Annotated in this window: 22 protein-coding genes; 8 read left to right on the forward strand and 14 right to left on the reverse strand. The window is 68.2% G+C overall.

Translation table 11 applies throughout. The features are described from left to right. Positions 1-13: 13 nt before the first annotated feature. From ABE473_RS00145 to ABE473_RS00195, 11 genes are all read right to left on the reverse strand, one after another. The gene (locus tag ABE473_RS00145; RefSeq protein ID WP_346487992.1) at positions 14-478 is read right to left on the reverse strand and encodes a DUF3613 domain-containing protein; all 465 of its coding nucleotides are present in this window, start codon (positions 476-478) and stop codon (positions 14-16) included. Then, positions 475-1,374 carry a Flp pilus assembly protein TadD gene (locus ABE473_RS00150; RefSeq protein ID WP_346487993.1) on the reverse strand — a complete coding sequence of 300 codons (900 nt, stop codon included), beginning with the start codon at positions 1,372-1,374 and terminating at the stop codon, positions 475-477. The genes ABE473_RS00145 and ABE473_RS00150 overlap by 4 nt, the downstream gene beginning before the upstream one ends. A gap of 5 nt (positions 1,375-1,379) precedes the next feature. After that, the gene (locus ABE473_RS00155) at positions 1,380-2,330 is read right to left on the reverse strand and encodes a type II secretion system F family protein (protein ID WP_346487994.1); all 951 of its coding nucleotides are present in this window, start codon (positions 2,328-2,330) and stop codon (positions 1,380-1,382) included. Between the two features lie 36 nt (positions 2,331-2,366). Beyond that, positions 2,367-3,305: a type II secretion system F family protein gene (locus tag ABE473_RS00160; RefSeq protein ID WP_346487995.1), complete on the reverse strand. Its 939-nt coding sequence runs from the start codon at positions 3,303-3,305 to the stop codon at positions 2,367-2,369. 2 nt (positions 3,306-3,307) lie between these two features. Next, positions 3,308-4,660 carry a CpaF family protein gene (locus ABE473_RS00165; protein ID WP_346487996.1) on the reverse strand — a complete coding sequence of 451 codons (1,353 nt, stop codon included), beginning with the start codon at positions 4,658-4,660 and terminating at the stop codon, positions 3,308-3,310. Continuing rightward, on the reverse strand, positions 4,645-5,880 hold the full coding sequence (locus tag ABE473_RS00170; protein ID WP_346487997.1) for a fimbrial protein: 1,236 nt from the start codon (positions 5,878-5,880) through the stop codon (positions 4,645-4,647). The genes ABE473_RS00165 and ABE473_RS00170 overlap by 16 nt, the downstream gene beginning before the upstream one ends. Positions 5,881-5,947: 67 nt before the next feature. Then, the gene (locus tag ABE473_RS00175; protein ID WP_346487998.1) at positions 5,948-7,315 is read right to left on the reverse strand and encodes a type II and III secretion system protein family protein; all 1,368 of its coding nucleotides are present in this window, start codon (positions 7,313-7,315) and stop codon (positions 5,948-5,950) included. Between the two features lie 19 nt (positions 7,316-7,334). Further along, complete coding sequence (cpaB, locus tag ABE473_RS00180; RefSeq protein ID WP_346487999.1) at positions 7,335-8,372, reverse strand: Flp pilus assembly protein CpaB; 1,038 nt, start codon at positions 8,370-8,372, stop codon at positions 7,335-7,337. A gap of 19 nt (positions 8,373-8,391) precedes the next feature. After that, a complete protein-coding gene (locus ABE473_RS00185; protein WP_346488000.1) occupies positions 8,392-8,880 on the reverse strand; it encodes a pilus assembly protein in 489 nt (162 codons plus the stop codon). Next, the gene (locus tag ABE473_RS00190) at positions 8,877-9,422 is read right to left on the reverse strand and encodes a prepilin peptidase (RefSeq protein ID WP_346488001.1); all 546 of its coding nucleotides are present in this window, start codon (positions 9,420-9,422) and stop codon (positions 8,877-8,879) included. Before ABE473_RS00190 ends, ABE473_RS00185 begins: the two co-directional genes overlap by 4 nt. Before the next feature lie 96 nt (positions 9,423-9,518). Continuing rightward, on the reverse strand, positions 9,519-9,707 hold the full coding sequence (locus ABE473_RS00195) for a Flp family type IVb pilin (RefSeq protein WP_346488002.1): 189 nt from the start codon (positions 9,705-9,707) through the stop codon (positions 9,519-9,521). 792 nt (positions 9,708-10,499) lie between these two features. Between ABE473_RS00195 and ABE473_RS00200 the strand changes: the two genes are divergently transcribed. The 3 genes from ABE473_RS00200 (at position 10,500) to ABE473_RS00210 (ending at position 17,038) form a co-directional block, all read left to right on the forward strand. Beyond that, positions 10,500-11,489: a helix-turn-helix domain-containing protein gene (locus tag ABE473_RS00200; protein WP_346488003.1), complete on the forward strand. Its 990-nt coding sequence runs from the start codon at positions 10,500-10,502 to the stop codon at positions 11,487-11,489. A gap of 215 nt (positions 11,490-11,704) precedes the next feature. Continuing rightward, positions 11,705-16,114 carry a YadA-like family protein gene (locus tag ABE473_RS00205; protein ID WP_346488004.1) on the forward strand — a complete coding sequence of 1,470 codons (4,410 nt, stop codon included), beginning with the start codon at positions 11,705-11,707 and terminating at the stop codon, positions 16,112-16,114. Between the two features lie 78 nt (positions 16,115-16,192). Next, a complete protein-coding gene (locus ABE473_RS00210; RefSeq protein WP_346488005.1) occupies positions 16,193-17,038 on the forward strand; it encodes an OmpA family protein in 846 nt (281 codons plus the stop codon). A gap of 196 nt (positions 17,039-17,234) precedes the next feature. Here ABE473_RS00210 and ABE473_RS00215 read toward each other — a convergent pair whose 3' ends face one another. Then, positions 17,235-17,816 (reverse strand): fasciclin domain-containing protein, encoded by a 582-nt coding sequence (locus tag ABE473_RS00215; RefSeq protein WP_346488006.1) that lies wholly within the window; start codon positions 17,814-17,816, stop codon positions 17,235-17,237. Positions 17,817-17,906: 90 nt separating this feature from the next. Then, positions 17,907-19,490: an ATP-binding protein gene (locus ABE473_RS00220; protein ID WP_346488007.1), complete on the reverse strand. Its 1,584-nt coding sequence runs from the start codon at positions 19,488-19,490 to the stop codon at positions 17,907-17,909. Positions 19,491-19,836: 346 nt separating this feature from the next. Here ABE473_RS00220 and ABE473_RS00225 point away from each other — a divergent pair, with 346 nt between their 5' ends. From ABE473_RS00225 to ABE473_RS00245, 5 genes are all read left to right on the forward strand, one after another. Continuing rightward, complete coding sequence (locus ABE473_RS00225) at positions 19,837-20,808, forward strand: helix-turn-helix domain-containing protein (RefSeq protein ID WP_346488008.1); 972 nt, start codon at positions 19,837-19,839, stop codon at positions 20,806-20,808. Between the two features lie 198 nt (positions 20,809-21,006). Continuing rightward, complete coding sequence (locus ABE473_RS00230; protein WP_346488009.1) at positions 21,007-21,657, forward strand: response regulator transcription factor; 651 nt, start codon at positions 21,007-21,009, stop codon at positions 21,655-21,657. Between the two features lie 70 nt (positions 21,658-21,727). Further along, positions 21,728-22,180: a response regulator transcription factor gene (locus ABE473_RS00235; protein ID WP_346488010.1), complete on the forward strand. Its 453-nt coding sequence runs from the start codon at positions 21,728-21,730 to the stop codon at positions 22,178-22,180. 78 nt (positions 22,181-22,258) lie between these two features. Beyond that, positions 22,259-22,798: a DUF4136 domain-containing protein gene (locus ABE473_RS00240; RefSeq protein ID WP_346488011.1), complete on the forward strand. Its 540-nt coding sequence runs from the start codon at positions 22,259-22,261 to the stop codon at positions 22,796-22,798. Positions 22,799-22,860: 62 nt separating this feature from the next. Further along, a complete protein-coding gene (locus ABE473_RS00245) occupies positions 22,861-25,110 on the forward strand; it encodes a patatin-like phospholipase family protein (RefSeq protein ID WP_346488012.1) in 2,250 nt (749 codons plus the stop codon). On the opposite strand, the gene ABE473_RS00250 is transcribed toward ABE473_RS00245, so the two are convergent. Continuing rightward, complete coding sequence (locus tag ABE473_RS00250; RefSeq protein ID WP_346488013.1) at positions 25,085-26,980, reverse strand: DUF885 domain-containing protein; 1,896 nt, start codon at positions 26,978-26,980, stop codon at positions 25,085-25,087. The genes ABE473_RS00245 and ABE473_RS00250 overlap by 26 nt on opposite strands. Between the last annotated feature and the right edge of the window lie 17 nt (positions 26,981-26,997).

Genomic DNA, 26,997 nt, shown 5'->3' on the forward strand with positions numbered 1-26,997 from the left:
GGCCTTGCCCTCCTCAGTTGGTATCGCTGACGTCCTTCTTCACACTGGTCTTGAGGAACTCGGGAATCTCGTGCTCGAAGCTCTTGAGGTAACGCGCGTAGCTCGCGCTCGCCTGGTCACCGAGGATCGGCAGGCGCGGCCCGGCGTGGGTGCCCGCGGCCTGCATGCGCAGCAGGTCACGGGTGGTCTGGCCGATCTCGGTGCGTGGCGGCGGCGCGGGGGGAACGTAACGCTCGGCCGGTACGCCTGAGGCATCGCCCGGTGCGCGCGCCACGTCAGCGGGATCGGGCGGGACGGGCGCCGCGGCGGGCAGCGCGGCGGGCAGCGCGGTGACGGCGAGCGGCGGGGCATCCTGCCCGCCCAGCATCTGTCCGGTCAGCGGTGCCTGCTGCGCCAGCGTGGGCGAGATCCAGGCCGGCAGCATCAGCAGCAGGCCGACGGGCAGGAGGCAAACAGGCAGGCGACGCAGCTGGCTCATGGCGTGTTCTCGCTGGCGGGAGTGGCGGTGCTGAAGCGCTCGAGCATCGATGGCGCCAGGCGCGCATCGCTGCTGGTGCGGCGATCGGTATCGACCGCCACCCGGCGGGCTGCCGATGGGGTGGCGGCGCGGGCGGTGGGTGTGGGCGCCGGGGCCGGGGCCGCTGCGGCGACGCTGGCCGGGGCGCGCTGCACCGACGGTGCAGGCGTGGCCTGCTGGCGCAGCTGTTCCGCCAGCCGCCGCACTTCGGCCTGGGCGCTGTCGGTCAAGCGCGCGTTGCGCATGATCGTCTCGGCCATCTCGTTCTGGCCGCGAAGCAGGGCCCACACCGCCAGATTGGCGTTGGCCTTGGCGCTGCCGGGCGACAGCTCGGCAGCCTTGGCCAGCGGTTCCTGCGCCCGGGCCCAGTCGCCGGCGCGCAGCCGGGCGAAGCCAAGATCGCCCAGGTAGCCCGTATTCAACGGTTGCAGCTGCACGGCCTTCGCCAGTGCCTGTTCCGCGCGCGCCGCGTCGCCGTCGCGGGCCGCGACCAGACCCAGTCCGTGCCATGCCGCCGCGGCCTGCGGTCCGCTGGTGAGGCTGACGTAGATCGTCAGCGCGGCCTCGCGCTGCCCGGTTTCGCGCAGCGCATCGGCATTCAGCAGCCGCAGCTGCGGGCTGTCGCCGTAACGCTGCCGGTAGGCATCCACGTGCGCCAGCGACGCGTAGTACGCGCCCTGCTGCTGCATCCTGGCGATCAGCTCGGCGTAGAGCTGCTTGTCGTCCTGCGGCGCCACCTCGGGCGAGGCCAACGCCATGGGGTCCTGGCGGTAGCCGTTGCGCACGTTCGAACAGGCGGCGCAGAGTGCTGTCGCGGCGAGCAGCAGGCAGAGGCGGGAAAGCACGGCGTGGCGCATGGCGTTCAATCCAGTTGGGTCAGGGCGGAGGCGAGGGCGATGATGGCCGGACCGGCCAGCACCAGCATCAACGCCGGCAACAAGGTCAACATCATCACGACGGTCATCTTCACCGAGAGCTTGCCGACCTTCTCCTTGAGGGTGGAACGGCGCTGTTCGCGCAGCCGGATGCTGAACTGGCGCAACGGCTCCTGCACGGCGCCGCCATGGGCATGCACCTGCAGGATCAGCTGCACCAGACTGCGCAGGTCCTCGTCATCGAACGATTCGCCCAGCCGGCGCAGTGACTGCTCGCGGCTGCGCCCATGCATGTAGGCGATGTTGGCCTGGTGGATCTCGCGGCCCAGCACCGGGATGGCGTTGCGCAGCTTGTCGCCCAGCGTCTGCAGGCTCTGGTCCATGCTGAAACCCACCCCCTGCAGCAGCCGCAGCAGATCGATCAGCAGCGGCAGTTCCGCGGAGACCTGCCTGCGCAGGCGCATCGCCCAGGCACGCAAGGCGAACTTGGGCAGCAGGATGCCGAACGCCAGTGCGCCGAAGATCGCCATCGCGCGGCTGAAGCCGGTACTGTCGTTGAAGGCCAGTACCAGGATCAGTGTGGCGACCGCGATCAACAGGCGAAGGCCGAGGAAGATCGCGGTGCCGGCCTGGGTGTTCCAGCCTGCCTGGTCGAGCAGCAGCCTATCTTCCGGGGCCAGCAGGGCGGCTTCGATGCGCCCGCCATTGAAGCGCTGGCCGAATGCCGCGATCCCCTTGAGCCAGCGCTGGCGCAGGCTCACCGGTGGCTGCGCGGGCGGGGACGGTGAGCCCGGCACGTCGCGCGGACGCAACGCGGCCTGCAGCGTCTCCTGGTTGCGTTGCTCGCGGCCACTCAGTACCCAGCCGCGCACCCCCAGCAGGGCCACGCCTGTGGCGAGCACCAACAACGAGGCGATCCACCAGCCGCTACTGGTCATGGTGACCTCCGGTGGCCGGGAAGGGCAGGCGGGCGCTCATAGGGATTTGGCCAGGCGGTACAGCAGGAAGCCGCCGATCAGTTCCAGCCCGAGCGCCCACAGCAGCAGCTTGTGGCCGAGTGGCTCGTGGATGATCGGCTGGAAGAAGTCCGGGCTGGTGATCGCCATCAGGACGGCGCTGATCGGCGGCAGCAGGCCGAGCACCCAGGCCGACATGCGGGTCTCGGAGGTGGTGGCCATCAGCTCCTGCTGGGCCTGGTCCAGATCGCGCATGAAATCGGCCATGCGCTGCAGGATCTGGTCGGCACGGCCGCCGATGCGCACGCTGACCCCGAGCACGACCGACAGCACGTTCAGGGCTTCGAGCCGATAGGGCTGGGCCGCCTGCGCCAGGGCGCGGTCCAGGTCCAGCCCGCTGCGGGTGTAGGACAGGGTGGCATCGAGCAGGCCACGCAGCGGCATCGGCATCTGCGCGGCCGAGGTCTGGAACGCCATCTGCAGGCTGTTGCCGAGCCCGGCCAAGCGCACCAGGTTGTCGAGGAAGTCCGGCAGCTGGCGCAGCAGTCTGGCCTGCAGCCGGTTGATCCGGCGCGATACCCAGAACCACGCCGCCAAGGCACTGAGCACCAGCACGATCGGCGCAGCCCACGCGGTGCCGAGCCGCGCACTGGCGATCCACGCCAGCAACGCAGCGGCGGCGGCAATCAGCAACGGCACCCGCCATCCGGTCGGCAGGGCGGCGCGTTGCATCAGCGCATCCCAGGGCAGGCCGGTGGGCGCGGTGGTCACCGGCATCGGGGCAGGGCTGTCGCTGATCCCGGCCAGGCGCGGTGAGGTGTCCGGCCGCGCCAGCCGCTGCTCGGCGTGTTGCAGCGACAGCCTCCGCTGCTCGCGTGCGGCCGCGCCGCCCCACAGCTCCACGGCCAGGGCCACCAGCACCAGCGCCGCACTGCACAGGAGCAGGACGAAGGCCATGCTCAGAAGCCTCCACCCAGCGCTTCGCGCAGCTGCCGGCGGAACGGCTCGAGCTTGTGCGAATGCGGTTGGAAGCCCAGCCCGACCCAACGGTCCTGTTCCTTGCCGTCGGCATCGATCTGCACTTCGTGACGGAACATCTCCTGGGTCGCGATCATGTTGTCGGTGACCCCGGTGATTTCCGTGATCGAGACCAGCACGCGACGGCCGCTGCCCAGGCGGGAGATCTGCACGATGAAATCGATGGCGCTGGCAATCTGCCGGCGCAGGCTGTCCTCGCTGCCCTGGAAACCGGCGAATCCGGCCAGCATCTCGATACGGTAGAGGCAGTCGCGCGGCGAGTTGGCGTGGATGGTGGCCATCGAGCCGTCATGGCCGGTGTTCATGGCCTGCAGCATTTCCAGCACTTCGGCGCCACGCACTTCGCCGACCACGATCCGGTCCGGGCGCATGCGCAGGCTGTTGCGGACCAGATCGCGGATGCTGATCGCGCCGTTGCCGTCCGCGCCACCGATCCGGCTTTCCAGGCGCACCACGTGTGGGTGGTTGAGCGAGAGCTCGGCGGTGTCTTCGACGGTGATGACGCGTTCGTTGGCCGGAATGTAATTGGCCAGCGCATTGAGCAGCGAGGTTTTGCCCGAACTGGTGCCGCCGGAGACGAGAATGTTGCAGCGGCCCAGCACCATCGCGTGCAGCAGTGCCTGCATCGCCCGGTCGAAGGTGCCCATGCGCAGCAGTTCGTCCGGGGTGAACGGGTCCTTGCGGAACTTGCGGATCGAGACCATCGGCCCATCCACGGCCAGCGGCGAGATGATGGCGTTGAGGCGACCGCCGTTGGGCAGGCGCGCATCCACCATCGGGTTGGATTCGTCCAGCCGGCGGCCGAGCGGGGCCAGGATCCGGCGCAGGATGCGCAGCAGGTGGCTGTCATCGCTGAAGCGCTGCGGCGCGCGCTTGAGCATGCCGCCCTGGGAGACGTGGATGTCCTTGTAGCCGTTGATCAGGATGTCTTCGATCTCCGGATCATGCAGCAGGTCATCGAGCGGACCGAAGCCGGTCAGCTCCTTGACCAGCGCATTGGCGACGATGTCCTTCTCGGCCTCGTTGATCGGGATCCGCCATTCATGGACGAAGCCGGCGGTCTGCGCATGCACGTAGCGCGACACGGTATCCGGCGCCCATGCATCGATGTCGATGCGCTCGTCCTCGATGCTGTTGAGCAGGTGCTCATGCGCGGCGATCAGCACTTTCTGGTACTGCTCGGACTGCTCGAACGGCTGCGCGCCAGGCTCGGCTTCGGGGCCGGCATCGGCACGGGCCGTGGGGGTCGGGAACGGGGTCACTTTGTCTTCCATGGGGAACCACTCAGGCGAAGGGCGAGGTGTTCCCGCCAGCCCCTGGCCGGCGCGGGGGCCGTCGGATCCAGGTGCGACAACAGCGGGGCAAGGGCACGCACATACGGATCACGGGGCGCATCCTGCAGCAGCAGGCGGCCATGGCTGGCACTGGAACGCAGTGTGGGCCGATCGGGCAGTACCGCCAACAGCGGCAGCTCGAAACGGGCGGCGATCTGCGCCGGGCTCAGTCCGCTGGCATCGTCATGGCGGTTGATGATCAGCTGCGCCCGGGCATCGCGCGCACCGACCTGGGTGAGATGGCGGAGCATCTGGTCCAGCGAGACCAGGGTACCGATCGACTGGTCGGCGATCAGCCAGATTTCATCGGCACTGTTGAGCAGCGACACCGGCAACTGGCGCAGGGGGACGCCGCCGAGGTCGCACAGCACGGTGTGGAAGACACTGCGCAGGCGCTGCATCAGCATGCCGGGGTCGGGCAGTGCGGCCCCCTCCATGCCCGGCGGCTGGCCGAGCAGGGTGACGCCGGTGGCATGGTGGGCCATCGCGGTGCGCGCCAGCGTGGCATCGATGCGTCCGGCGTTGCGCAGCGCATCGTCGAAATGGAAGCTGGGGTCCACATTGAGGTACAGCGTCAGATCGCCGGTGGGTTGCCCCAGGTCCAGCAGCAACGTGCCCGTGTCGGCAGGTGCCGCTTCAGCCGGAACATCCGGGTGGGCCGTCGTGGCCTGCTGCGCAAGCACGCCCAGATGCGCGGCCAGCGTGCTGCTGCCGACGCCGGGGCGTACCCCGAGCAGCAGCACCATGCGCGCGCGTGCCGGTGGCGCGACCGGGACGGTGCCACGGCCCTGCACGCCCAGCGACGCGGCGCGGCGCAGCACGGCCTCCATGTCCTGTGGCGCGCTGTCCAGGTCGAGCAGGTCGCGCAACCCGGCGCGCAGCGCGGCCACCACGCCGTCCATGTGCTCGGCCTGGGTCGAGCCAACGGCTACCAGCGGCAGCTCGGGCGCCTGCGCCTGCAGCTGGCGGGTCAGGGCCGCGGAAAACGCCGCGTGCTCATGCCGGTAGTCCAACAGCACCACGCAGCCGGTATCGCGCAGGGATTCCAGCGCCGACGCCGGCGCGGCGCTGTCCAGCCACTGCACCGTGCCCAGCGACGGCAGCAACGCCGAGAGCAGGGGGGCCAGTTCGCGGTCCGGCGCAAACAGCACGAGCTTCATCGAAGCATCCCGTGGTTGGACCAGTTGCAGGGTGGCGGACATGGCGGGCAGGTTCCTGGCATCGGGCTCAGCGCGAGAATCCGGGCAGCTGGTCCGAGGACGCCGGGCTCAGCAGCCAGGCCCCCCAGACCGGCAGGTTCGGCGATGCCTCGCGCTGGCCCGGCAGCGGCACCTCGGTGCCCTGGGCCAGCGGCTGCACCAGCCGTGGCGTGACGATGATGACCAGCTCCTTCTCTTCCTTCTTGTAATTCAGGGTGCGGAAGAACGAGCCGATGATCGGCAGATCGCCGAGCAGCGGCACCTTGTCCACATTGGAGGTGACGTTGTTGCTGACCAGCCCGCCGATCACGAAGGTTTCGCCGTCGCCCAGCTCGACCGTGGTGTCCGCGCGGCGCGTGGTGATCGATGGCACCTGCACGTCGTTGTAGGTGATGCCGGCGGCATAGTTGAGATCGCTTGCTTCCGGGGCGACCTTCAGCGCGATGCGGTTCGGGCCGAGCACGGTCGGGGTCACGGTCAGGCCGATGCCGAACGGCTTGAACGTCACCGTGGTGGTGCCCAGGCCCTGCGGCTCGAGGATCGGCAGCTCGCCACCCGCCAGGAAGCTCGCGCTCTGCCCGGATAGCGCGACCAGGGTCGGCTCGGCCAGCACCCGGGCCATGCCGTTGCTCTGCAGCAGGTCGATGTTCGCATCCCACCCATGGGTGAGGGATTTGAATACCAGCCCGAATGCGGACGAGAGCGGGTTGGTGATGATGACGTCGTCGGGGCCGGCCGATTCGCCTACCGGCAGCAGGCCCGGCAGGGTGGAACCCGGGCGGGTGATGCCGTAGTAGAAGCCGTTGTTGCGGTTGAAGTTCTTGTTGCCGAAGCTCATGCCGATCTGGCGCAGCACCGATTTGTTGAACTCGACGATCTTCACCTCGACCTGGACCACGCCACCGCTGGCGATGGTGGCGATGTCGGCGAGCTGGCCGTCCTTGCCCACCGCCATCGCGGCCGCTTTCACGCTGCTCTGGTGGTCCAGCAGCGACGGGCTCAGGCCCTGCAGCAGGCCCTGGCCGTCCTGCACGATCAGGCCGGTGCCGCCACCCTGTGCGCTTACGGCGCCCTGCACCGCGCTGCGCACCTCGACCTGCAGACGCTCCGGCTCGCGGCTGCCGTTGCGCCACAACAGCAACGTGGTGCTGCCCGGCGCCTTGCCGACCAGCAGCGCCTCACGGCCGCGCAGCATCACCACGTCGGCCACGCTGGGGTCGGCGATGGCCACCCGCTCCAGATTCGCCGGCAGTGACCACGGCCGCTGTTCGCGCGTCTGCAGCACCAGCTCTGCCTCGGCGCTGGCCAACAGCGGGCTGCCGATCAGCACGCCGACCAGCAGGCAGCGTGGCAGAACGTGGGAGAGACGGCGCGCGAGGGTGGGGCGTTCGGTCATGGGCTGTCTCGGCATGGGCTTAGCGCGACCCGCTATGGGAGGAAATGTCGCCACGGATGATCTCGATGCCGCGGTCCGCGCGCGGCGTGGCGCGGCGGGGGGCGCTGGTCGGTAGCGGCAGTGTGGCGGCGGTACTGCGTCCGCGGCCGGCCAATGCATCGGTATCAATGCCGGCATAGGCGTCATTCTCCGGGCGCTGCAAGGCCAGGCGCTCGTCGGCGGAGAGCTCGCGGCGCGGGCTGAGCACGCGGCTGGGCGTCGGGAACAGCGCCTGGTCCGGCAGCCCGATGTCGGCCGGGTTGCGCAGCGCCAGGAACAGCTTGCCCTGCTGGGCGCCGAGCAGCAGCCGGTTCGCCTCGGCGACCGGCACGGCCAGTACCGCGCTGCGTGCCGGGGCCGTGGTGCCCTCGCTGCGGGAACCGCCCGCCGAACTGCTCCCGCCGGTGATGTCCTGTGCGCGGCTGTCTGCGGGCGGCGGCTCGCTGCCATCGGCCGGCACCGTGGCCACGCTCTGTACGTCCTGCGCGCCATAGCTGAGCACGCGCAGGCGCGACAACAGCAACCGGGTCTGTGCATCGCCGTCATCGCGCACCCCGCCCGAGGCGCGCAGGTTGAGGAAGACGTCGACGAAATCGCCGGGCTGGATGCGGTTGCCGGCGGCGACCAGTTCGTCCACCGGCACGGCGAGCGCACGCTCGCCGGGGTTCAGGCGCAACGAAAAGCCCTGCGCGATCTGCGCGGTCTGGATCTGGGTGCCGGCCGGGATGTCCTGGGTCGGCACCGCACCGATCAGGGCGTTGACCGAGGTGTAGCCGCCCGTGGGGCGCTGGGGATGGCCGGTGACGCGCAGGTCCTCGGCCGTGATCGGGCGTCCGGCCGGCAACGCGCCGACCGCTTCGACCACCGGCCAGCTCGCCGGTTGTGCAGGCGTGTTCGCAGTCGCCGGCGTCCCGGGGGGCGTCTGGCTGGCGCGACGGCTGACGCCGAAGGCGACGATCGCCAGGATCACCGCCAGGCCGATCAACAGGATCGCGGTGATGCGGGTCAATTTGAGCATGCTGTTCTCCGGAGCGTCATCAGTTGCCGCCGAGGTCGAGCTGGGCGACGGCGGTGCTGCGCAGTGGCTTGGGCATCACCCAGCCATAGACGCGGCCGGTGCCGGGCAGGAACGGGTAGGTGCTGTAGTCGTAGCTCACTTCCACGCGGATGCACTGCGCGGCCGGCAGGTCGGCGCACGGCGCGGGCGTGGAGACGGTGATCGGCGGGGCGGCAGCCGCAGCGCAGTCGGGGGCCTGCTTGGCGTACGTGAGCAGCCACTGCATGGAGCGGCGTGCCGCCAGGCAGGCGGCGGTGCGGCGTTCGGTCGGCGTGGCGTGGCGGAAGGCGGCGCGCGCTCCCTCTGCGGAAGCCGCCGAGAGTGTCTGCTGCGCGGCCATGATCATCACGCCGGAGTACGTGACCAGCAACAGCGGCAACAGGCCGAACAACAGCATCAAGGCGAATTCCAGCGTGGCGATGCCGCGCTGGGGCCGGGCAGGACGGCAGTACCGACGTGTGACGCTCATGCGGCACCGCCGAAATGCTGCTGCAGCACCCACCACAGGCTGGCGAAGGCCAGGTAGGCCGCGTAAGGAATGCCGACCCGGCCTTGGCGTGCATGACGCCACTGCGCGATCACCGGCTGCACCTTGCGCGAGACCGGACCGCTGGAGCCGGTGGACAGTGCGTCGTGGAAGAAGACAGGCCCAATGCGCCGTGCCACGATCACGCACATCGCATGTGCACCGGCGAGCAGGCTGGCGATGATCCAGATCGGCAGCAGCGGTGCGGCGCCGAGCAACAGGCCGAGCACCGCGAAATACTTCACGTCACCGGCGCCCATCCAGCCGATGGCATAGAAGGGCAGCAGCGACAGCAAACCCAGCGCGAAGCCCAGCAGATGCGTACCCGGAAAGCCGCGGCCCGCCATCAGCCACTGCCAGGCCAACGCCACCAGTGCCAGGCCGGTGGCCAGCATCAACCCACGATTGGACACCCGTCGGGCATACAGGTCATGGATGGCGACCTGTATGCCCAGCAGCAATGCCACCAGGGGAAGGAGTTCCATGCGTTATGTCCCCCGAATCGGTCGTGCCCCAGCACGTCCGCGCCATGCCGTCGCCGCGGGAGGGCCGGGCGACAGCAGGCAGCCAGCAACAGTCGATCAGGCCGCGGCAGCGGTGGCGGCGTCGACGACCTCACCGAGCTTCTCGAACAGATTCCCGAAGAAGTCGGTGATCTGATTTTTACCGACGGCCACCAGGATGCCCGCGATCACGGCGGCCAGCAGGCCGTACTCGAGCGCGGTCACGCCATCTTCTTCCACAAGGAACTTGCGAACGGATGCATTCATGACGGTTTCTCCCTTTCCCAATCAGAGCCCGAACGGGCGGATACAACCCCTGGTACCGATGGTGGTGCCTGACTCCGCCAGGACGTCCATCTCGACCGCGCATCCTGCGCGATGCGGCCCTTTACAGGCCTGCGCTATCGGCCGGGCTGTGCCCGGCCGACGTCATTGACGGCAGATCGCGCTGGACAGTACGTCACTGCTGCCGGCACGCGGCAGTGGCAATGAACACACTGAAGATGAAGGTTGCTGTCCATGGCGTTCCCCCTGTGTTGCAGTATCACCGCGTCGGTATGTCCGGGCGTCCTGATCTGGATGCTCGACGAATCGCGCGGTATCCAATACACAAAATCGGCAGGCCCGGATTCAACTTTAGGGAAAACCGGTCAGCCGTGGCTGAGCTATATGACCCTGATGTAATAGCGCCAAAGTGAACTCCGGGTGGAGATTAAGTGAACGCAATGTGATGTCAACTATTTGACGGTGCGCAGACGCGTACAAACGCTGGACTTCCGGGGTTCTGGCCATATTTGTGACGACGATTGTGATTCTGTTTACCTGGCGTCCAGTTCGGGCATACTTGCCAAAAATGCGCATCGAATCACGCGCGCAGAGCGACATGGCATCTGCTGAATCATTTAGCGGGAATCACTGAATGATCTGGATCGGCCGGCTGGCGGCATCGCGGCGCGAGGTTGGCCGTAACAGACTGCGCAGCAGGAATCGCAGGAGTGCGCACCCGGTGGCCGTGTAGCGAGGGCACCGGGGATCCAGCCAAAGGGGGGCATCACTGTCATGGTAGATGGTGTGGTGGATAACCGGATCGAGAGCGGGCTCAGGGCATTCGACCTGGCATCGCTCAGTGGTGTCCTGCGTGTCTGCGATCTGGAAATGGTGCTGCTGGATGGCAACGGCCCGCGGGCCGCCATTGAATCGCAGGTGCATGACGAGGCGTTGTTCTGCACGGCCGTGAGCGGATTCCATTTCCGCGGTCGTTTCATGCTGCCGCAGGACTGGTGCCTGCTCGGCCTGATCCACGCCACAGACGAGAATGTGAGCTGGTGCCACGGCATGCCGCTCGCGGCGGGGATGGCGTTGACCGTGCTGCCCGAAGGCATCAGCGAGTTCACGCTCAGCGCCGGCACCCACCTGACCCTGCTGCTCGCGCCGATGCAGCGGGTGCAGCGCAAACTGACCGAACTCAGCCTGCGCAACACACTGCCTTCGGGCCAGGCGCTGTCCCTGTTCCACGTTGGCGCGGCCGGCGGCGGGGCGCGCCTGATGCAGCGCTATGCCGATGTGCATGCCGCGTTGGTCGGGCAGGGCGGCGCCTTGGCGGCCGATGCCGTGGATAGCCTGCTGCATGACCACATCCAGGCCCTGTTGGGCGCCGGCAGCGACGACCACCCGACCTGCAGCCGGGGCCGGCGTACCCATTATCTGATCGCCCAGCGCGCCGAGAACTTCATGCGGCTCAATCTGCGTCGCTATATCTACATGAATGAAATCTGCGACGCGGCCGGTGTCAGCGAGCGCGCGCTGCGGTATGCCTTCGAAGACCTGTTCGGCACCTCGCCCAACCGCTATCTCTCGATGCTGCGGCTGTGCGCCGCGTGCCGCGGGTTGTCGATGGCCGATTCCAGCCGCAAATCGGTCAAGGCGATCGCGCTCAGTTGCGGACTGTGGGACCTGTCGCGGTTTGCCGATAATTATCGACGCGTGTTTGGCGAGCTGCCACGCGACACGCTGATGCGCGCGCCCGCGCAGATGGGCAGCCCGGCCTGAGCATTCAGAAGAGTATCCACACGCCGGCCGTGCACATATTCGGCAACCTGCCGAAATTGCCTATTCCGCTGCCGGTTTTACCCGTCGTCTTGCCGGAACGCACGTTTGTGCTGCCGGAATGAAGTGCTCGCGGTTTGACCCCTCGACTGTAATGACATCCACGTGCCGTCAGGCACCGGTGATGTTCAACGCATTCGTACACGGGGGAATACCTGATGAACCGTATTTTTCGATTGGTGTGGAGCCACCGGCTGAACGCCCTGGTGGTCGTCTCCGAAATCGCCACCGCGCGTGGCAGCCTGGCCGCCGGCCCGGTCGTCGTGCATCTGAAGGTGCCGATGTCGGTGCTGTCGCTGGGTCTCTCGCTGGCGTTGTGCACCGGCAGTGCATGGGCCGGTGAGAACCAGACGCTCACCGACCTGCAGGCGCTGACCGCCAAGTACACCGCGCCACTGCCGGTGAAGCTCGATGCGGAAGTGGCGCTGGCAGCCGCGGCACGTGATCGTGGCACCGCCCCCCTGCTGAGCGTGGATGCCAAGGTCAATCTCAACCTCGGCACACCGACGGCCAACCGGCCGGCGCTGCAGGTGCAGGCCGCTGCGCAGGCGAACGCGGATCTGCCCAGGCGCGTTGCCGCGCCGGGCGCCCAGGGGGCGGCCCTGGCCGATCTGGGCATCGCGGCAGGTAACAGCAACGGTGGCGGGTTGAATGCCCATGCCGACATCAACGCGGTCGCCTCGGTTGCGCCGACCGCAGCCACGGCGCACGTTCCGGTCAAGGCCGATGCGCGACTCACTGCGGCAGCGGATACCGCGCTGGCAGTGAACGCCGAGGCGAAGGCGAGCGTGGCGGTCGCGGCGACACCGTCACCACGGAAGGCCGCACTGGAGGCCAACGTCGATGCGGCGGCACAGGCACGCCTGGCGGCGGCCGAGGTGGAGGCCAGGGCGGCGCTGATCGCCGATGCCACGGTGACGCCCGACGCACCGGATGCCGTGCAGGCATCGCTGGCCAGTAATGTCGCTGGCGGCGTGCGCGTGGATGCGCTCGGCCACGTGGTCGATGCGGCCGACCGCAATCCCAAGCTCGTGGATGCCGGCGTCAGTGCCGTGCAGACCAGCTCGATGGCGCTGGCGCCGAATGGTCTGGGCAACGCCTTAGGGGGAGTGTTGAACGGTGTCGGCGGGGCGGTCGGCGGCCTGCTCGACGGCGTCGGCACTACCGTGGGTACCCTCACCACCCCGGTGCTGGGTGCGGTCGGTGCGATCACCACGCCGATCCTGGGCACGGTCTTCCCGGCGCCGACCGCGCTGCCGCCGGGCAGCCCGAAGGGGCCGGCCCCGGCCGATCCGAATGCCGGGCTGGTCATCGGCACCGGCGGCCTGGTCGGATCGCTGTCGCAACTGGTCGGCCCGACCGCGCAGGGGCTGCTGGGTGGCGACGGCTATGTCCGCAACGGCAACCTCGCAGTCAGCAGCGCCAACGTCATGCAGACCTACTCGGTCACCAACGTGCTGGGCGTGCCGGTGGTCAACCTGACCCCGGTCGGTACGCTGCTCGATGGGCTGGGCGGGGCAAGCACTGGCGGCAGCTCGCACCTGACCCTGATCGGTGGCGTCACCTCCGACAGCTACATCTACAACATCAACAACGGCGACCCCAACGGCCTGCTCGGGCTGGTGCTGCCGGACGGTTCGCCGGCATGGTCGAACCAGTGCGTCAATCTGCTGGTCGCCAGCGTGGACTGCTGGGCGGTCAACGCCGCGCAGGACTATCAGGTGCTGGTGGGCGACGGCGCCTATGCCAATGGGTCCAGGGAAGTGGTGATCGGTGCGAACGCACGCCACGAGCTGCCGCAGCAGGACGCCAACGTGGCGTTCCCGGGCGCAGGGGTCAACGACCCGACCGATCCGACGGGCGTTCCGACGGCCGATTACGCAGCGCGCATGGGCCACTCCGTGGTGGTCGGCGACAGTGCGACGGGCACCGCCAACGGGCAGACCATCCTGGGTTCGGAAGCGACCTCCAACCAGGCCAACAGCGTGGCGCTGGGCTACCGCTCGGCGGCCAACCGCGGTGCGCAGGCCAGCTACAGCGCCTATGGATTGAGTGCGGCGCAGGTCTCGGCCGGTGAAGTCTCGGTCGGCTTCGCCGGTGGCGAGCGCCAGATCAGCAACGTGGCTGCCGGCAGTGCCGCCACCGATGCGGTCAACGTGGCCCAGCTGCAGGGCGCGATCTCGCAGATCGATGCGGTCGGCACGCTGGCGGTGACCTACGACGACGACGGGGCTGGCGGTGCGGACTATCGCCGCGTCACCCTCGGCGGCGGCACCGGCACCACCACGATCGGCAACCTGGCCAACGGTGCGGTCACCGCGGGCAGCACCGAGGCGGTCAACGGCGCCCAGCTGTTCGATACCAACAGCGCGATCGTCGACTACTTCGGCGGTGTCACCGCCTACGATCCCGCCACCGGCGCGTGGACCGCCCCCAGCTTCCAGATCTCCACGATCTCCAGCGGTGGCGCCGTCGCGCAGGGAGTGTACGACAACGCCAGCGACGCGTTCTCCGCGGTGGACGGTTCGCTGGTCAACCTCAACACGCAGATCACCGACATCCGCAACGGCGTCGGCAGCCGTTACCTGAAGATCAACTCGACCGGAGCCGCCGCCGCCGCCGCCGGGCTGGACAGCATCGCCGTCGGCACCGGGGCCTCGGCAACCGCGGCCAACAGCATCGCCGTGGGCGCCGGTGCCTTGGCCGATCGCGAGGGTACGGTGTCGGTCGGTGCGGCCGGTGCCGAGCGCCAGGTGGTCAATGTCGCCGCCGGTACCCAGGCGACCGATGCCGTCAACCTGGGCCAGCTGTTCAATGCCAATCAGGCGGTGGCCACCCATCTGGGCGGTGGCGCAGCGCTGGATGCCAACGGCCTGGTCACCGCGCCGAGCTACACGATCAACAACGTCGCCAGCGATGGCCAGGTCACCCCCGGCAGCTATGACAACGTCGGCAGCGCCTTCGATGCCGTGAGCACCTCGTTGGCCAACGTCGCCGACCAGACCGACACCGTGGACCGCCTGGCCGTGAAGTACGACGCCGATGCCAGTGGCGACGCGACCAACACCATCACCCTGGCCGGCGATGCCAGCGGCGCGGCGGTGGCGCTGACCAACCTGGCCGACGGACGCGTGCTGGCCGGCAGCCTGGATGCGGTCAACGGCAACCAGCTGTTCCAGACCAACGCGGCCCTGGTCGGGTATTTCGGCGGCACCACCAATTTCGATGGCAACACCGGCATCTGGACCGCGCCGACCTTCCGCATCTCCTCGATCGCCACCAATGGCAGCGTCATCGCCAACGACTACAGCGACGTCACCGCAGCCTTCTCGGCGGTGGATACCTCGCTGACCAACCTCAATACCCGCATCGACCAGATCCAGCCGGGCGGCACCAGCCAGTACGTGCAGGTCAACTCGACCAAGGGTGCGGCCACCGCGGGCGGTGCCGACAGCATCGCCATCGGGCCGCTGGCCAGTGCGGCGGGCAGCGGCAGCGCGGCGATCGGCGACGGCGCCAACGCCAGCGCGGACAACAGCGTCGCCCTCGGCGCCGGCTCGGTGGCCAGCGTGGGTGCACAGGCCGGGTACACCGGTGCCTACGGCCAGGCCGGTGCCAGCAACTCGGTGGGCGAGGTGGCCGTCGGCAGCACCGGTGCCGAGCGCAAGGTCACCCACGTGGCCGATGGTTCGGAACGCTATGACGCGGTCAATGTCGGCCAGCTGCAGAACGGCGTGAACTACGCGATCACCGAGTCCAAGGCCTATACCGACACGCAGATCAACAACATCAACAACGGCACCTCCGGGATGTTCCAGGTCAACAACACGCAGAACCTCGCCGCGCCGGCCGCGACCGGCGACAACGCGGTGGCCGGCGGTGCCGGCGCAGCGGCCGCAGGCACCAACGCGACCGCACTGGGCAACGGAGCCAGCGCACAGGGCAGCAACAGCGTCGCGCTGGGCGCCGGTTCGGTGGCCAACCGGGCCAACACGGTCTCGGTGGGCAGCAGTGGCGCGGAGCGGCAGATCGCCAACGTCGCCGATGGCAGCGAAGCCACCGACGCGGTCAACGTCCGCCAGCTGCAGGCGTCCCAGCAGGGCACGATCCGTTACGACACCAACGTCAACGGCACCACCAACCTCAACAGCGTGACACTCGGCAGTACCGCCAGCGGTCCGACCACGGTGCGCAACGTCGCGCCCGGCACCGCCGGCACCGATGCCGTCAACGTGGACCAGCTGCGCAGCGGCATGGCCCAGACCCTGGACTGGTCCAAGGCGTACACCGACGAGCGCATGGACTCGTTCGACCGCAATCTGCAGAAGACCGACAACCGCGCCTCGGCCGGTGTCGCCTCGGCCATGGCGGTGGCCGCCCTGCCGCAGCCCTATGAAGCCGGCCGCAGCATGGCCTCGCTCGCCGCAGGCAGCTTCAACGGCGAATCCGGCGTGGCGGTGGGCATTTCGGGGGTCTCCGAAGGCGGCCGCTGGATCTACAAGTTCAGCGGTTCGACCAACAGCCGCGGCGATGGTGGTGTCGCGGTAGGTGCCGGCATCCAGTGGTGACCGCGCCCGGTGCCGGCCCTCCGCCGGCACCGGGTCACACGGTCCGCATTCAACGTTTACAGGGGGAACACCATGCACATGCAGCCCACAACCATTCCCCAGGGGCCGCTGCTGCGGTCACTGGGCCTGAGCCTGGCAGCCTTGCTGCTCGGCGCCTGCGCCAGCCACGGCGAGCAACGCGCCACTTCGCCTGATACCGCCGTCGACGCCGAGGCGGTGAGCTTCCCGGATGCGGCCAAGGCCAGCCTGAAGGAGGGGCTGTTCGTGGACGTCGACAACCTGCGCCTGTTCGCCCGTGGCATGAGCAAACGCCAGCTGTACGCTCTGCTGGGCACCCCGCATTTCGGCGAAGGCATGTGGGGCGTGCGCGAGTGGAACTACCTGTTCAACTTCCGCAGCAGCCCGGGTGGGGATTACTTCACCTGCCAGTTCAAAGTCGATTTCGATGGCAAGGGCATTGCCCAGACAGCGCACTGGAAGCCGCAGGCCTGCGCCGCCGTGCTCGATCCACCGCGCCCACCCATGCCACCGGCGCCCGCACCGATGCCGAGCGAGCCGCTGCGGCTGGCGGCGGATGCGATGTTCGCGTTCGACAGTGCCGTGCTGACGCCGGAAGGACGCCGTAACGTGGAGACGCTGCTGCAGCAGGTGCGCGATGCCAGCCGGGTGCAGACCATCCAGGTGATCGGCTACACCGACCGGATCGGCAGCGACCGTTACAACCGGGTGCTGTCGCAACGGCGCGCCGAGGCCGTGCGCGACGCGCTGGTGGCCGGCGGCGTACCGGCGGCGGCGATCGTCGCCGAAGGGCGGGGCAAGGCCGATCCGCTGGTGGAGTGCGAGCAGACGCAGCGCAAGGCGCTGATCGTGTGCCTGGCGCCCAACCGACGCGTCGAGCTGTCCGGCAAGGCACTGCCGCGCTGAGCGCCGGCGGACCGCGTTCTCTTTCCCCGTGTACACACCCGGCCGGCGCACGCATGCGCCGGCGAGGGACCGTCTTGACCTGGCGCGTCGTCCGCACAGCGTGATGTCTCCCCCGTCATCGTCCTGAAGACGGCGCGCCAGGTCATCTCCCTCCGCTCCGGGGCGGCCGCCGGTCGTCTGCGGCCGCCGTTTCCGGTTACGGCATCAGCACTTTGTCGATCACGTGGATCACGCCATTGCTCTGCTTCACATCGGCGATGGTGACGTGGGCGACCTGGCCCTTGCTGTCGGTCAGGGTGATGCCCTTGCCAACGACGTGCGCGGTCAGCGCTTCGCCTTCGACCGTAGTGAGGCTGGCCTTGCCGCCACCCTGCTTGATCTTCGCCATCAGGTCGGTGGCAGTGACTGCGCCCGGAACGACGTGATAGGTCAGGATTTTGGTCAGGTCCGCCTTCTTTTCAGGCTTCAGCAGCCCCTCCACGGTGCCCTTCGGCAGTGCCGAGAACGCGGCGTTGGTCGGTGCGAACACGGTGAACGGGCCTGCGCCCTTGAGCGTATCGACCAGGCCGGCGGCCTTGACCGCGGCGACCAGCGTGGTGTGGTCCTTGGAATTGACGGCGTTGTCGATGATGTCCTTGTTGGCATACATCGCCGCACCGCCGACCATCGGATTGCTGTGCGCGGCCATCGGCGCGGCCGGGTCCTGCGCGAAGACGAGCGGGGACGCGGTAGCGGCAAGACAACCGATCAGTACGAGGCCTGCGAACTGGATCTTCATGACCAAAACTCCCAAATGGATGCGCCGGTATGACGCACCTTCACTTACGGCGGGAGTGTCGTGGCGGATGCACCCGGACGACTTCTTTTTTCAACTGTCACGACCAGGTGAAAGCGGCGTCTGCAGCGCGCGATGGAACCCATGGTCGGACGCCACATCGCCCAACGGAAACCGCACTTCGACACGGGTGCCGCCCAGCGGGCTGGAACCGATCTGCAGGCTGCCGCCCAGCAGCCGTGCGCGCTCTTCCATGCTGATCATGCCCAGCCCCGGCGCCGCCGGCGTGCTGCCCGCTACCGGCATGCCGATCCCATCGTCGTCGACCCGCAGCAGTAGCTGCTCACCGCGCACCGTGACCAGGACGTGGGCGGTACTGGCACGCGCGTGCTTATCCACGTTGTTCACCGCTTCCTGCACGATGCGGAACAGGCTCAGCTCGCGGTCGTCACCGAGCCGGGGCGGGCTCTCGATCCGGCATCGCACGCGCAGCGCGCCGCGTGCATTGCGCTTGATGCAGAACGCATCGAGCGCACTGGCCAGGCCGGTGAAACGCAGGATGCTTGGATGCAGTTCGTGGGAGATCGAACGGATGTCATTGGACACCGTCAGCAACTGCTCCTGGAGCTCGACCACGCTGTGCCGCTCGGACTCTGGAATCTGGTTGCGCAGGGTGCTCAGGCAGATCGAGATCGCCGCCAGCGACTGGTTGACGTCGTCATGCAGGTCGCGTGCGATGCGTGTGCGCTCTTCTTCCTGCACTACCAGCATCCGGCCGGTCACCTCACCCAGCCGGCGATAGGCCTGCTGCAGCTTCAGGTGATTGGACAGCTTCTGCTCGGACAGCGCGCCGAGGAACAGCAGGGCGCAGCTGGTGCCCACGGTCCACACCTGGGCGGTGATCAGGTTGCGCTCGGGTGTCCAGAAGGCGAGCGGACCCACGCCGGCCATGCTCAACTGCATCGCCAGCACCGCCACGATCAGCATGCACACCGACGCCCCGCTGACCCCGAACACGATCAACGCCCAGATCATCAGCGGGATGGGGGCCAGGACCAGCAGCGGGGTGATCACCCCTTCGGCCCAGTCCATGCCCCAGATCACGCCCAGCGCCCCCAACAGCAGCACGGCGACGGCGACGGTGTGCCAGCGCCAGCCGGCGCGACGTTCTGGCGACTGCAGCACCCGCGCGATGTTGACCACCGCCGGCACGATCAGCAGGTAGCTCACGCTGCTGCAGAGCAGCCGTGTGCGCAGCCCGCCCGGTGCGGGTCCGCTGGGCGTATCGGGAAAGACGAGCATCTGCCACAACGTCACGCACACGGGGAGCGCGATGCCCCCGAGCACGATGAACAGCGCGATGTCGCGGTATACCTCCAGCGCGGAGCCCGCCCGCCGCCAGCGCAGCAACAGCCAGGCCGCGGCAGACACCAGGGCCAGTTCACCGGTACTGGCCATCAGCCCGCTCAGCCCGACGAACGGCACCAGCACGAACGCCAGCACGGTGCCGGCCGCGGCCGCGAGGATGCATGTGCGCCACTGCGGACGCGGAGTGAACAGCAGCCAGCCCATCAACAGCGGGCCCGGAATCCACAGCACGTGCAGGCGGAAGCCCGGCATCTGGGCCAGCGTCGGTAACAACTGGCCGAGCAGGCAGCCGATCAACAGCGGTAGCACGTGCGTGAATGCTGTGCGAAGCGCAGGTGATGTACGTGTGGAGGCGGGTGGGCTGACCGCTTCGTCCGCCGGTATTGCACGGCTGCTGTCGACGGGTGCGATGTGCGTCACGGTCGCGCTGACGTGCACGTAGACCTCGGCCGGTGCGTGAGGAAGCGTCGGATCTGGGCTCGTCCCCAGGGGACGCGGGCGCCCCTTGGACAGGTCTCCAGGTGATGCGTTTCATGCTTGCGGAGGCCGGGTGCCACCGCTTGTAGCGATGGTATTTCCGCCCCACAATCGCGCCGATGTAAGCAGCTTGTCCCCCGTCGCGCTATCCGCTTTCCGACCTGTTCGAGGAACTGGCATGGACGAACCGATGGCCCCGTACAGCCGCTTCGTCGTCGATGGCTTCGACGCCGATGCGTTGCTGGGGGTGGTGCGCGACGCCCGGTTCGAACAGCGCCTGCTGGCCGCCGGGCACTTTCGCGCGTGCCTGCAGCGGCTGGTTTTTCCGGAGTTCAGCCTGGACAGCGGCACCTATACGCTGCCGATTTTCGCCAGCGGCAGTTTTGGTAAAGGGTTGATCGCCTTGGCAATTACCGTGTCCTGCCGGCAGCCGATGTGGGCCAACGGGCGCTGGATTCCGGCGGGCCAGGTGATGGTCTTCGCCGAGGACAGCGAACTCAATGTGTGCCCGCGCCCCGGGGGGTGGCAGTGGGCCGTGCTGCTGATTCCGCGCGAGGTCCTGCAGCGCGAGGCGGTCGCGCGGGTGGGTCGCGAACTGCGTCTGCCACGCAGTGGCTGGTGCAGCCGAGCTGCCGACCCTGCGCACGCGCAGGCACTGCGCTACGGCGTGTCCACGGCACTGGACACGGCCGCCCGCTGGCAGGGCCTGATCACGCGGGAGCAGCTGGCGGCACAGTCGGCGCTGCTGCTGGGGGCCTTCGTGGATGCGGTCAGTGCCGCCGATGCCGGACCGGAACGATGTGCCGATGGCAGCTGGATCGAACGCCACCGCGATGCCGTGGTGCGGCGGGCCGAGACCCATCTGAAAGGCCATCTTGACCGGCCGTTCGACAGCGCGGCCCTGTCGCTCGCGCTGGGCGTGGGCGAACGCCAGCTCGAGCGTCTGTTTCGTGATGCCTACGGACATGGGCCCTGCCACTGGCACCAGGTGGCCCGCTTGAACCGCGCGCGCAGCGCATTGCTGCAGGCAGATGCGACGGGGAGCGTGACGGAGATAGCCCTGCGGCTGGGCTTCGGGCATCTGGGCCGCTTTTCCCTGCTGTACCGCACTGTCTTCGGGGAGTGTCCTCGAGACACCCTGCGACGCTGAATCGTGACCTGAGCCGCTGGCTGCAGCAAGCGACATCGCGTGCGTGGCATCACGGCCCCGTCACGCAGCCACTCGCATGTTCGGCACGCTGCAGACGCATCGGCAAGGCTTGTCGTGGCGCATTGCCGATGACCAACCTGGTGATGGTGGCTGCAGCGACGGGTCCATGGGGGCGATCGTAGCGAACGGAGGCAGGCAATGGGCGTCTCGTGCGTGCAGGGGAGGTCTGTGCGGTTCCGCAGTGTCGTCGTCGCCGATGACCACCGGCTCGTGGCCCAAGGCATCGAACGCTTGTTGATGGACTGTTTTGACTCGATCGTGCTGGTGTCGTCCGGCGAGCAGCTGCTGGCCTCGCTCCGCCACGAACCGCCGGATATGGTCGTTTCGGATATCAGCATGCCCGGGATCAGCGGCCTTGAGGTGATGCGCCAGGTGCGCAGCGAAGGTTGCCTGACGCCGTTTCTGTTTCTCACCATGCACGACGAGTCCAGCCTGGCGGCCGAGGCGATCCGTGCCGGTGCCCGCGGCTACATGCTCAAGAGTGCGGCCGGCGACGAACTGGTGCGCGCGATCCAGGGCGTGATGGAAGGCCACACCTATGTCACGCCCAGCCTGGCGGCGGATGCGATCGTGTCGTCGGGGCGCCGACAGCATGCGCTGACCGACAAGCAGCTGCGCATCCTGGAATACGTCGGCCGTGGCCTGCGTTCCAAGCAGATTGCCTACGCACTGGGGGTATCGGTGCGCACCATCGAATCGCACAAGTACGCGATCATGCAGGAGCTGGGGGTGCACGGAACGCTGGAGCTGGTGCGCAAGGCGCAGTTGGAGGGCCTGATCCGCCCCTAGGCAGCCTGGATGTGTGCAGCCAGTAGATTTACTTGCCCGCCCGCGGTGGTTTTTCCCTTGTGAGCGTCCGGTGTCCGGTCGCACCATCAGGACAGGTGTCGAGCGGGTGAGTGCGATGAACGCGGTACGGGTACTGCTGGCCGAGGATGGGTGCGCGATGGGACGCCAGCTGCGCGGGCTGCTTGCCCAGCACTTCGAGGTGATCGGGCTCGTGCAGGACGGGGCTTCACTGGTGCAGGCAGCACAGGCGATGTTGCCCGATGTGGTGGTGACGGATATTGGCATGCCGGAGTTGGATGGGCTGGAGGCCGCACGCCGGCTTCGACTGCGGCGCCCCGTTCTTGGTGTGGTGTTCATCACCGTGCACGCCGCGCCGCAGATGGTGTCGCAGGCAATGGCCCTGGGAGCGTGCAGCTATGTGCTCAAGTCCGACGCAGGTGATGACCTGCTGGAGGCGGTTGAGGCCGCGGTGAAGGGTGAATCGTTCGTCTCGCGATCCTTGCGCGGCCCGCGCAGTTGCTGATCGCAGAGAGTCACTGGCTGTAGCAGGACGCCTGCGACCGCAGTGCGTCATTCGGTCCATACCTGGGAGGCTCATGTCATGAAAGCGCTCTGCATCGCCGCCGTCGCGGCCAGCCTGGTCGCCTGTGCATCCACACCGACCGTCAACACCGATTTCGATCCGGCAGCCAACTTCGGCGCGTACAGAACCTACAGCTGGGCGGTCAAGCCAACGGCCGGCTCGCCCCTGGTGCAACAACGCATCGTCGATGGCATCAATGCCAGACTGCAGGCCAAGGGCCTGCGCGAGGTGCCGCAGGGCGACATCGCGCTCGCCGCACACACCGTCACCGACCGGAAGCAGACGCTCGATACCTTCTACACCGGGACCGGCATGGGCGGGTGGGGCTGGCGCGGTGGCTGGCGCGGGGGCATGGGCAACGCGACCACGACCGTGCGTACCTATGATGTAGGCACGCTGGTGCTGGACATGTTCGATACGCGCACAAAGCAGGCCGTGTGGCGCGGCACGGCCAGCAGCACCGTGCCTTCGTCGCCGGAGAAGATCAACGCTGCGGTGGAGGCCGCATTGGACAAGATGCTCGCGGGCTTCCCGCCCGCTGCCACCGCCAGCCGTTGACGGGTGGGCAGCGCGTGGCGCTGATTCCTTCACGGTACTGCTTCCCGTTCACGGCGGCGCTGATGCTCGCGAGCCTGTTCGCCTGCACCGCGCTGTCGCCGCTGCGGGCGGCTGAACCCGTTGCGGCCAACGACCTGGCCGGCCAGGGCGGCCATTGTGGCGTGCGCGGCCCGGGCGACACCCGGCCACGGATCGGGCTGGCGCTGGGCGGTGGCGGCGCACGGGGCATCGCCCATGTCCGCATCCTCAAACAGCTCGAGGCGCTGCACATTCCGGTGGACTGCATCGCCGGGACCAGTGCCGGCGCGCTGGTGGGGGCCTTGTACGCGTCCGGCGCCACGCCCGAGAAGATCGAGCAGCTGGTGCTGAGCACCGAATGGCTGAGCCTGTTCACCGATACCTTGCCGCGCCGCGAGCGCTCGCTGCGACGCAAGGCCGACGACTATGCCCAGCTGGCCCCGATCGGCATCGGGCTGGGCGGCGAGGGCAAGGCGGTCGCGTTGGCCGGAGGCGTCTCCGAGGGCGAGAAGCTGATCGCCCTGTTCGAGCGCGCCACCGGCGGTGGCCGCGTCAATGGCCGTTTCGACGACCTGCCGATCCCGTTCCGGGCGGTGGCCACCGACATCAATACCGGCAAGCCGGTGGTGTTGTCCGAGGGCAGCCTGCCGATGGCGATGCGGGCCAGCATGTCGTTGCCGGGCATTTTCCGTCCGGTGGTGATCCACGACCGGGTGCTGCTCGACGGTGGCCTGTCCAACCAGGTGCCGATCGACGTGGTGCGGGCGATGGGCGCCGACCGGGTGATCGCGGTGGACGTGGGCACGCCGCTGAGCGCGCTGGACCGCAATGCAAGCCTGGTGGAGGTGATCGGCCAGCTGAGCGGCTTCCTGACGACCCGCAGCGCGCAGGCGCAGCTGGACAGTCTGGGCGCGCAGGATCTGCTGATCTCGCCGGACCTGACCGGCAAGGTCGCCACCGGCGATTTCGACAAGGCACCCGAAGCGCTGCGGATCGGCCAGCTCGCCGCCGACCAGGCCACGCCGGCGCTGCAGGCGTTCGCGCAGACGCCGCAGACCTACACCCGGCTGGCCGCGCAGCGTGCCGGACGCGCACCGCCGGCAATGCCGGCCACGATCGATTTCGTCGAGATCGACAACCACACCGGGTACGCCGACGCCCTGCTGCTGTCCTATCTCCCGGTCCGCATCGGCCAACCGCTGGATGTGGAGGCGATGCAGGCCGGCGTACTGCGCGCCTATGGCATGGGAACGCTGGCCAGCATCAACTACGAGATCCAGGCGCGCGACGGCAGGACCGGTGTCGTGGTGTCGGCGTATCCCAAGCCCAACGGACCGGTGTACCTGGAGGCAGGGTTGAGCCTGAGCAACGACCTCGAAGGGAATCACGAAAGCAACCTGCGCGCCGGCCTGCTGTTCTCGCCGCTGTCGCCTTACGGCGCCGAAGCGCGCATCGCGCTGCAGATCGGCAGCGAACCCGGCCTGACCGGTCAGTACTACCACCCGTTCGACCTGCACAATCGATACGCCTTCCAGGCCGGCGGTGGCTTCCAGACCCGCAGCTTCAATCTCTACGACGATGCCGGCGACAAGATCGCGCGCTATCGCGTGCGACGCACCGGCGCCACGGTGGCGCTGTTCCACAATGTGTCCAACGTGCTCGCGTTGTCCGTGGGGGTGGAGCGCTACACCGGCAACGCCGAGGTGGAAGTTGGCGACCCCACCATCCCGCGCGTGGACTTCGACGAGGGGGCGTGGATCGCGCAGGCCACGCTGGACGACATCGACAGCGTGTATTTCCCGCGCGAGGGGTATCTGGTCAACGCCGGCACGTACCAGTCCAGCACCGGCCTGGGCGCGGATGCGCGGTTCGGCCAGATCGATCTGGATGCCGTGGCTGCGCGCTCGTTCGGCAAGCATGCCCTGCAGCTGGGACTGCGCTACCACGTCACGTCGTCCGGCACGGCGCCGGTGCAGAACCTGTACCGGCTGGGCGGGCGCTGGCGCCTGGCCGGTTTCCAGCAGAACCAGCTGACCGGGCAGGACTATGCACTGGGTTTTGCCGGCTACACCTATGAGCTGGGCACGTTGCTCGGGCGCTCGGCCCAGGTCGGTGGCACGGTCGAGTATGGCAATGCCTGGCAGCGGCGCAGCGACATGTCGTTGAGCGACGGCATCTTGAACGGCAGCCTGTTCCTCGGTTTTGATTCGTGGATCGGCCCGTTGATCTTCGGTATGGGATTCCGCGAAGGCGGTGAGAACGTGCTGTTCATCGAGCTGGGGCAGTCGTTGTAGGTCCACCCGCGGCGATCCACGCGTCCACGGCCTGGCTGACCACGGTCATCGGCATGGCCCCATTGCCCAGGATCAGATCGTGGAAGGCGCGTATATCGAACCGGTCGCCCAGTTCCCTGCGGGCGTGCTCACGCAGTTCCAGCAGCCGCAGTTGGCCCATCTTGTAGGACGAGGCCTGGCCGGGCTGCACCAGGTAGCGGTTGACCTCGATGCGGACGTCGGCCGGAGTCATGCCGGTCTTCTCCTCCATGTAGGCGACGGCCTGCTCGGGCGTCCAGCGTTTGCGGTGCAGACCGGTATCGACCACCAGCCGCACCGAGCGGAACATCTCGGCCTGCAGGCGGCCCAGGTCACCGGCGGGGTCATCGCGGTACACGCCGGCCTCGGCCATCAACTGTTCGGCATACAGGGCCCAGCCTTCGCTGAAGGCGCTGGGATTGAGGCTGCGGCGCAGCATCGGCAGGTCCGTCAGAGTCTGGCCGATTGAGATCTGGAAGTGATGGCCCGGCGAACCCTCGTGATAGGTCAGGGTGGGAATGCTCCAGCGCGTGTTGGAGCGGATGTCGCCCAGGTTGATGAAGAAGGTGCCCGGGCGCGAGCCATCCATCGCCGGCGGGTAGTAATAGCCGCCCGGCGAGGTGGCCTGCATGTGCGCGGGCACCGGCTGCACCAGGAGTTTCTGTGTCGGCAGGTGGCCGAAGTAGGTCGGCAGGATCGGATCGAGGTCGCGCAGGCGCTGCTCGATGTCGCCGATCAGCTGCGTGCGGCCGGCGTCGCTGTCCTCGTAAAGGTAGCGCGGGTCCCTGCGCAGCTGCGCGATGCGCGCGGCCACGCTGCCGTCGCGCAGCCCGAGCTGTTTCAGGCGGGCATCCATGCGCGTGTCCAGCCGCGCCACTTCGCGCAGCCCGATCTGGTGGATCGCATCGGCATCCAGGTCGGTGCTGGTATACCAGCGCAGCGCGGCATCGTAGTACGCCTTGCCGTCCGGCAGTGCCCACACCCCCTTGTTGCCGGGATGGGTCGCCAGTGTTGCCTGCACGTTGTCAAGCAGACGCTGATAGCCCGGGTTCACCGCATCGCGCACCGCCGTGGTCGCCTGTGCGATCAGTTCAGCGCGCCGGGACGCGGGGATCGAGGGCACCTTGTCCAGTTTGCGCCGCAATGACTGCACCCACAGGCTGTCCTGCGGCGCCGGTTTCAGCAGGGCACGGTACTGGTTGGCCGCGCCCTCAAGCGCTACCTCGGGCGGTACCACGCCCAGGCGGGCCTGCATGTCCGCGTTGGCCCGGACCTGGTCCAGCTTGGGGCCCATCGCCTGCAGCCGTGCGATGTAATGAAGGGCGCTGGTCTCGTCAGTGACCGCATGCTGGTTGTCCATGAACTGCGGCAGGTTAACCGGCAGGCTGAACAACTGGTCCACGGCGTAGGCGCTGCCGCCGACCGGCAACCAGGCCGCGGCCCACGGCACGGCCATCAGATCGATCTGGGTCTGGTAGAACCAGCGCGCCAGCCCGTCGCTGAGCCGTTGCTGCGGATCCAGCGGCGGGCCTTTCCATGCACGGATCTGCGCCAGGTTGTCGACCAGGAAGCGGCGGTTGATCTCGCGCCGGGCCAGCGAGACGTCGGTCAGCTGGCCGGACAGATCACCGGCGGCATCGCCACTGATGCCGAGCATCGTGCGCAGTTCCGGATCGGCGTTGATCGCGGCCATTGTCTGCGCATCGAGCAGGGCGTTGAACGAGGTGGCGGCCGGGGCGCTGGCGGGGGCCGGCACCTGCGCCTGCGCCCGGTTCGAGGGAAGCGTCAAGGCGGCTGCGATCGCGAGGGCGAGCACGGCAGGGAAACGGCGGGCGGGCGTGGTCGGAATCACAGGGCGATCTCCGTTGG

Source organism: Stenotrophomonas sp. TWI700, assembly GCF_039673645.1.
GTDB lineage: Bacteria > Pseudomonadota > Gammaproteobacteria > Xanthomonadales > Xanthomonadaceae > Stenotrophomonas > Stenotrophomonas maltophilia_AA.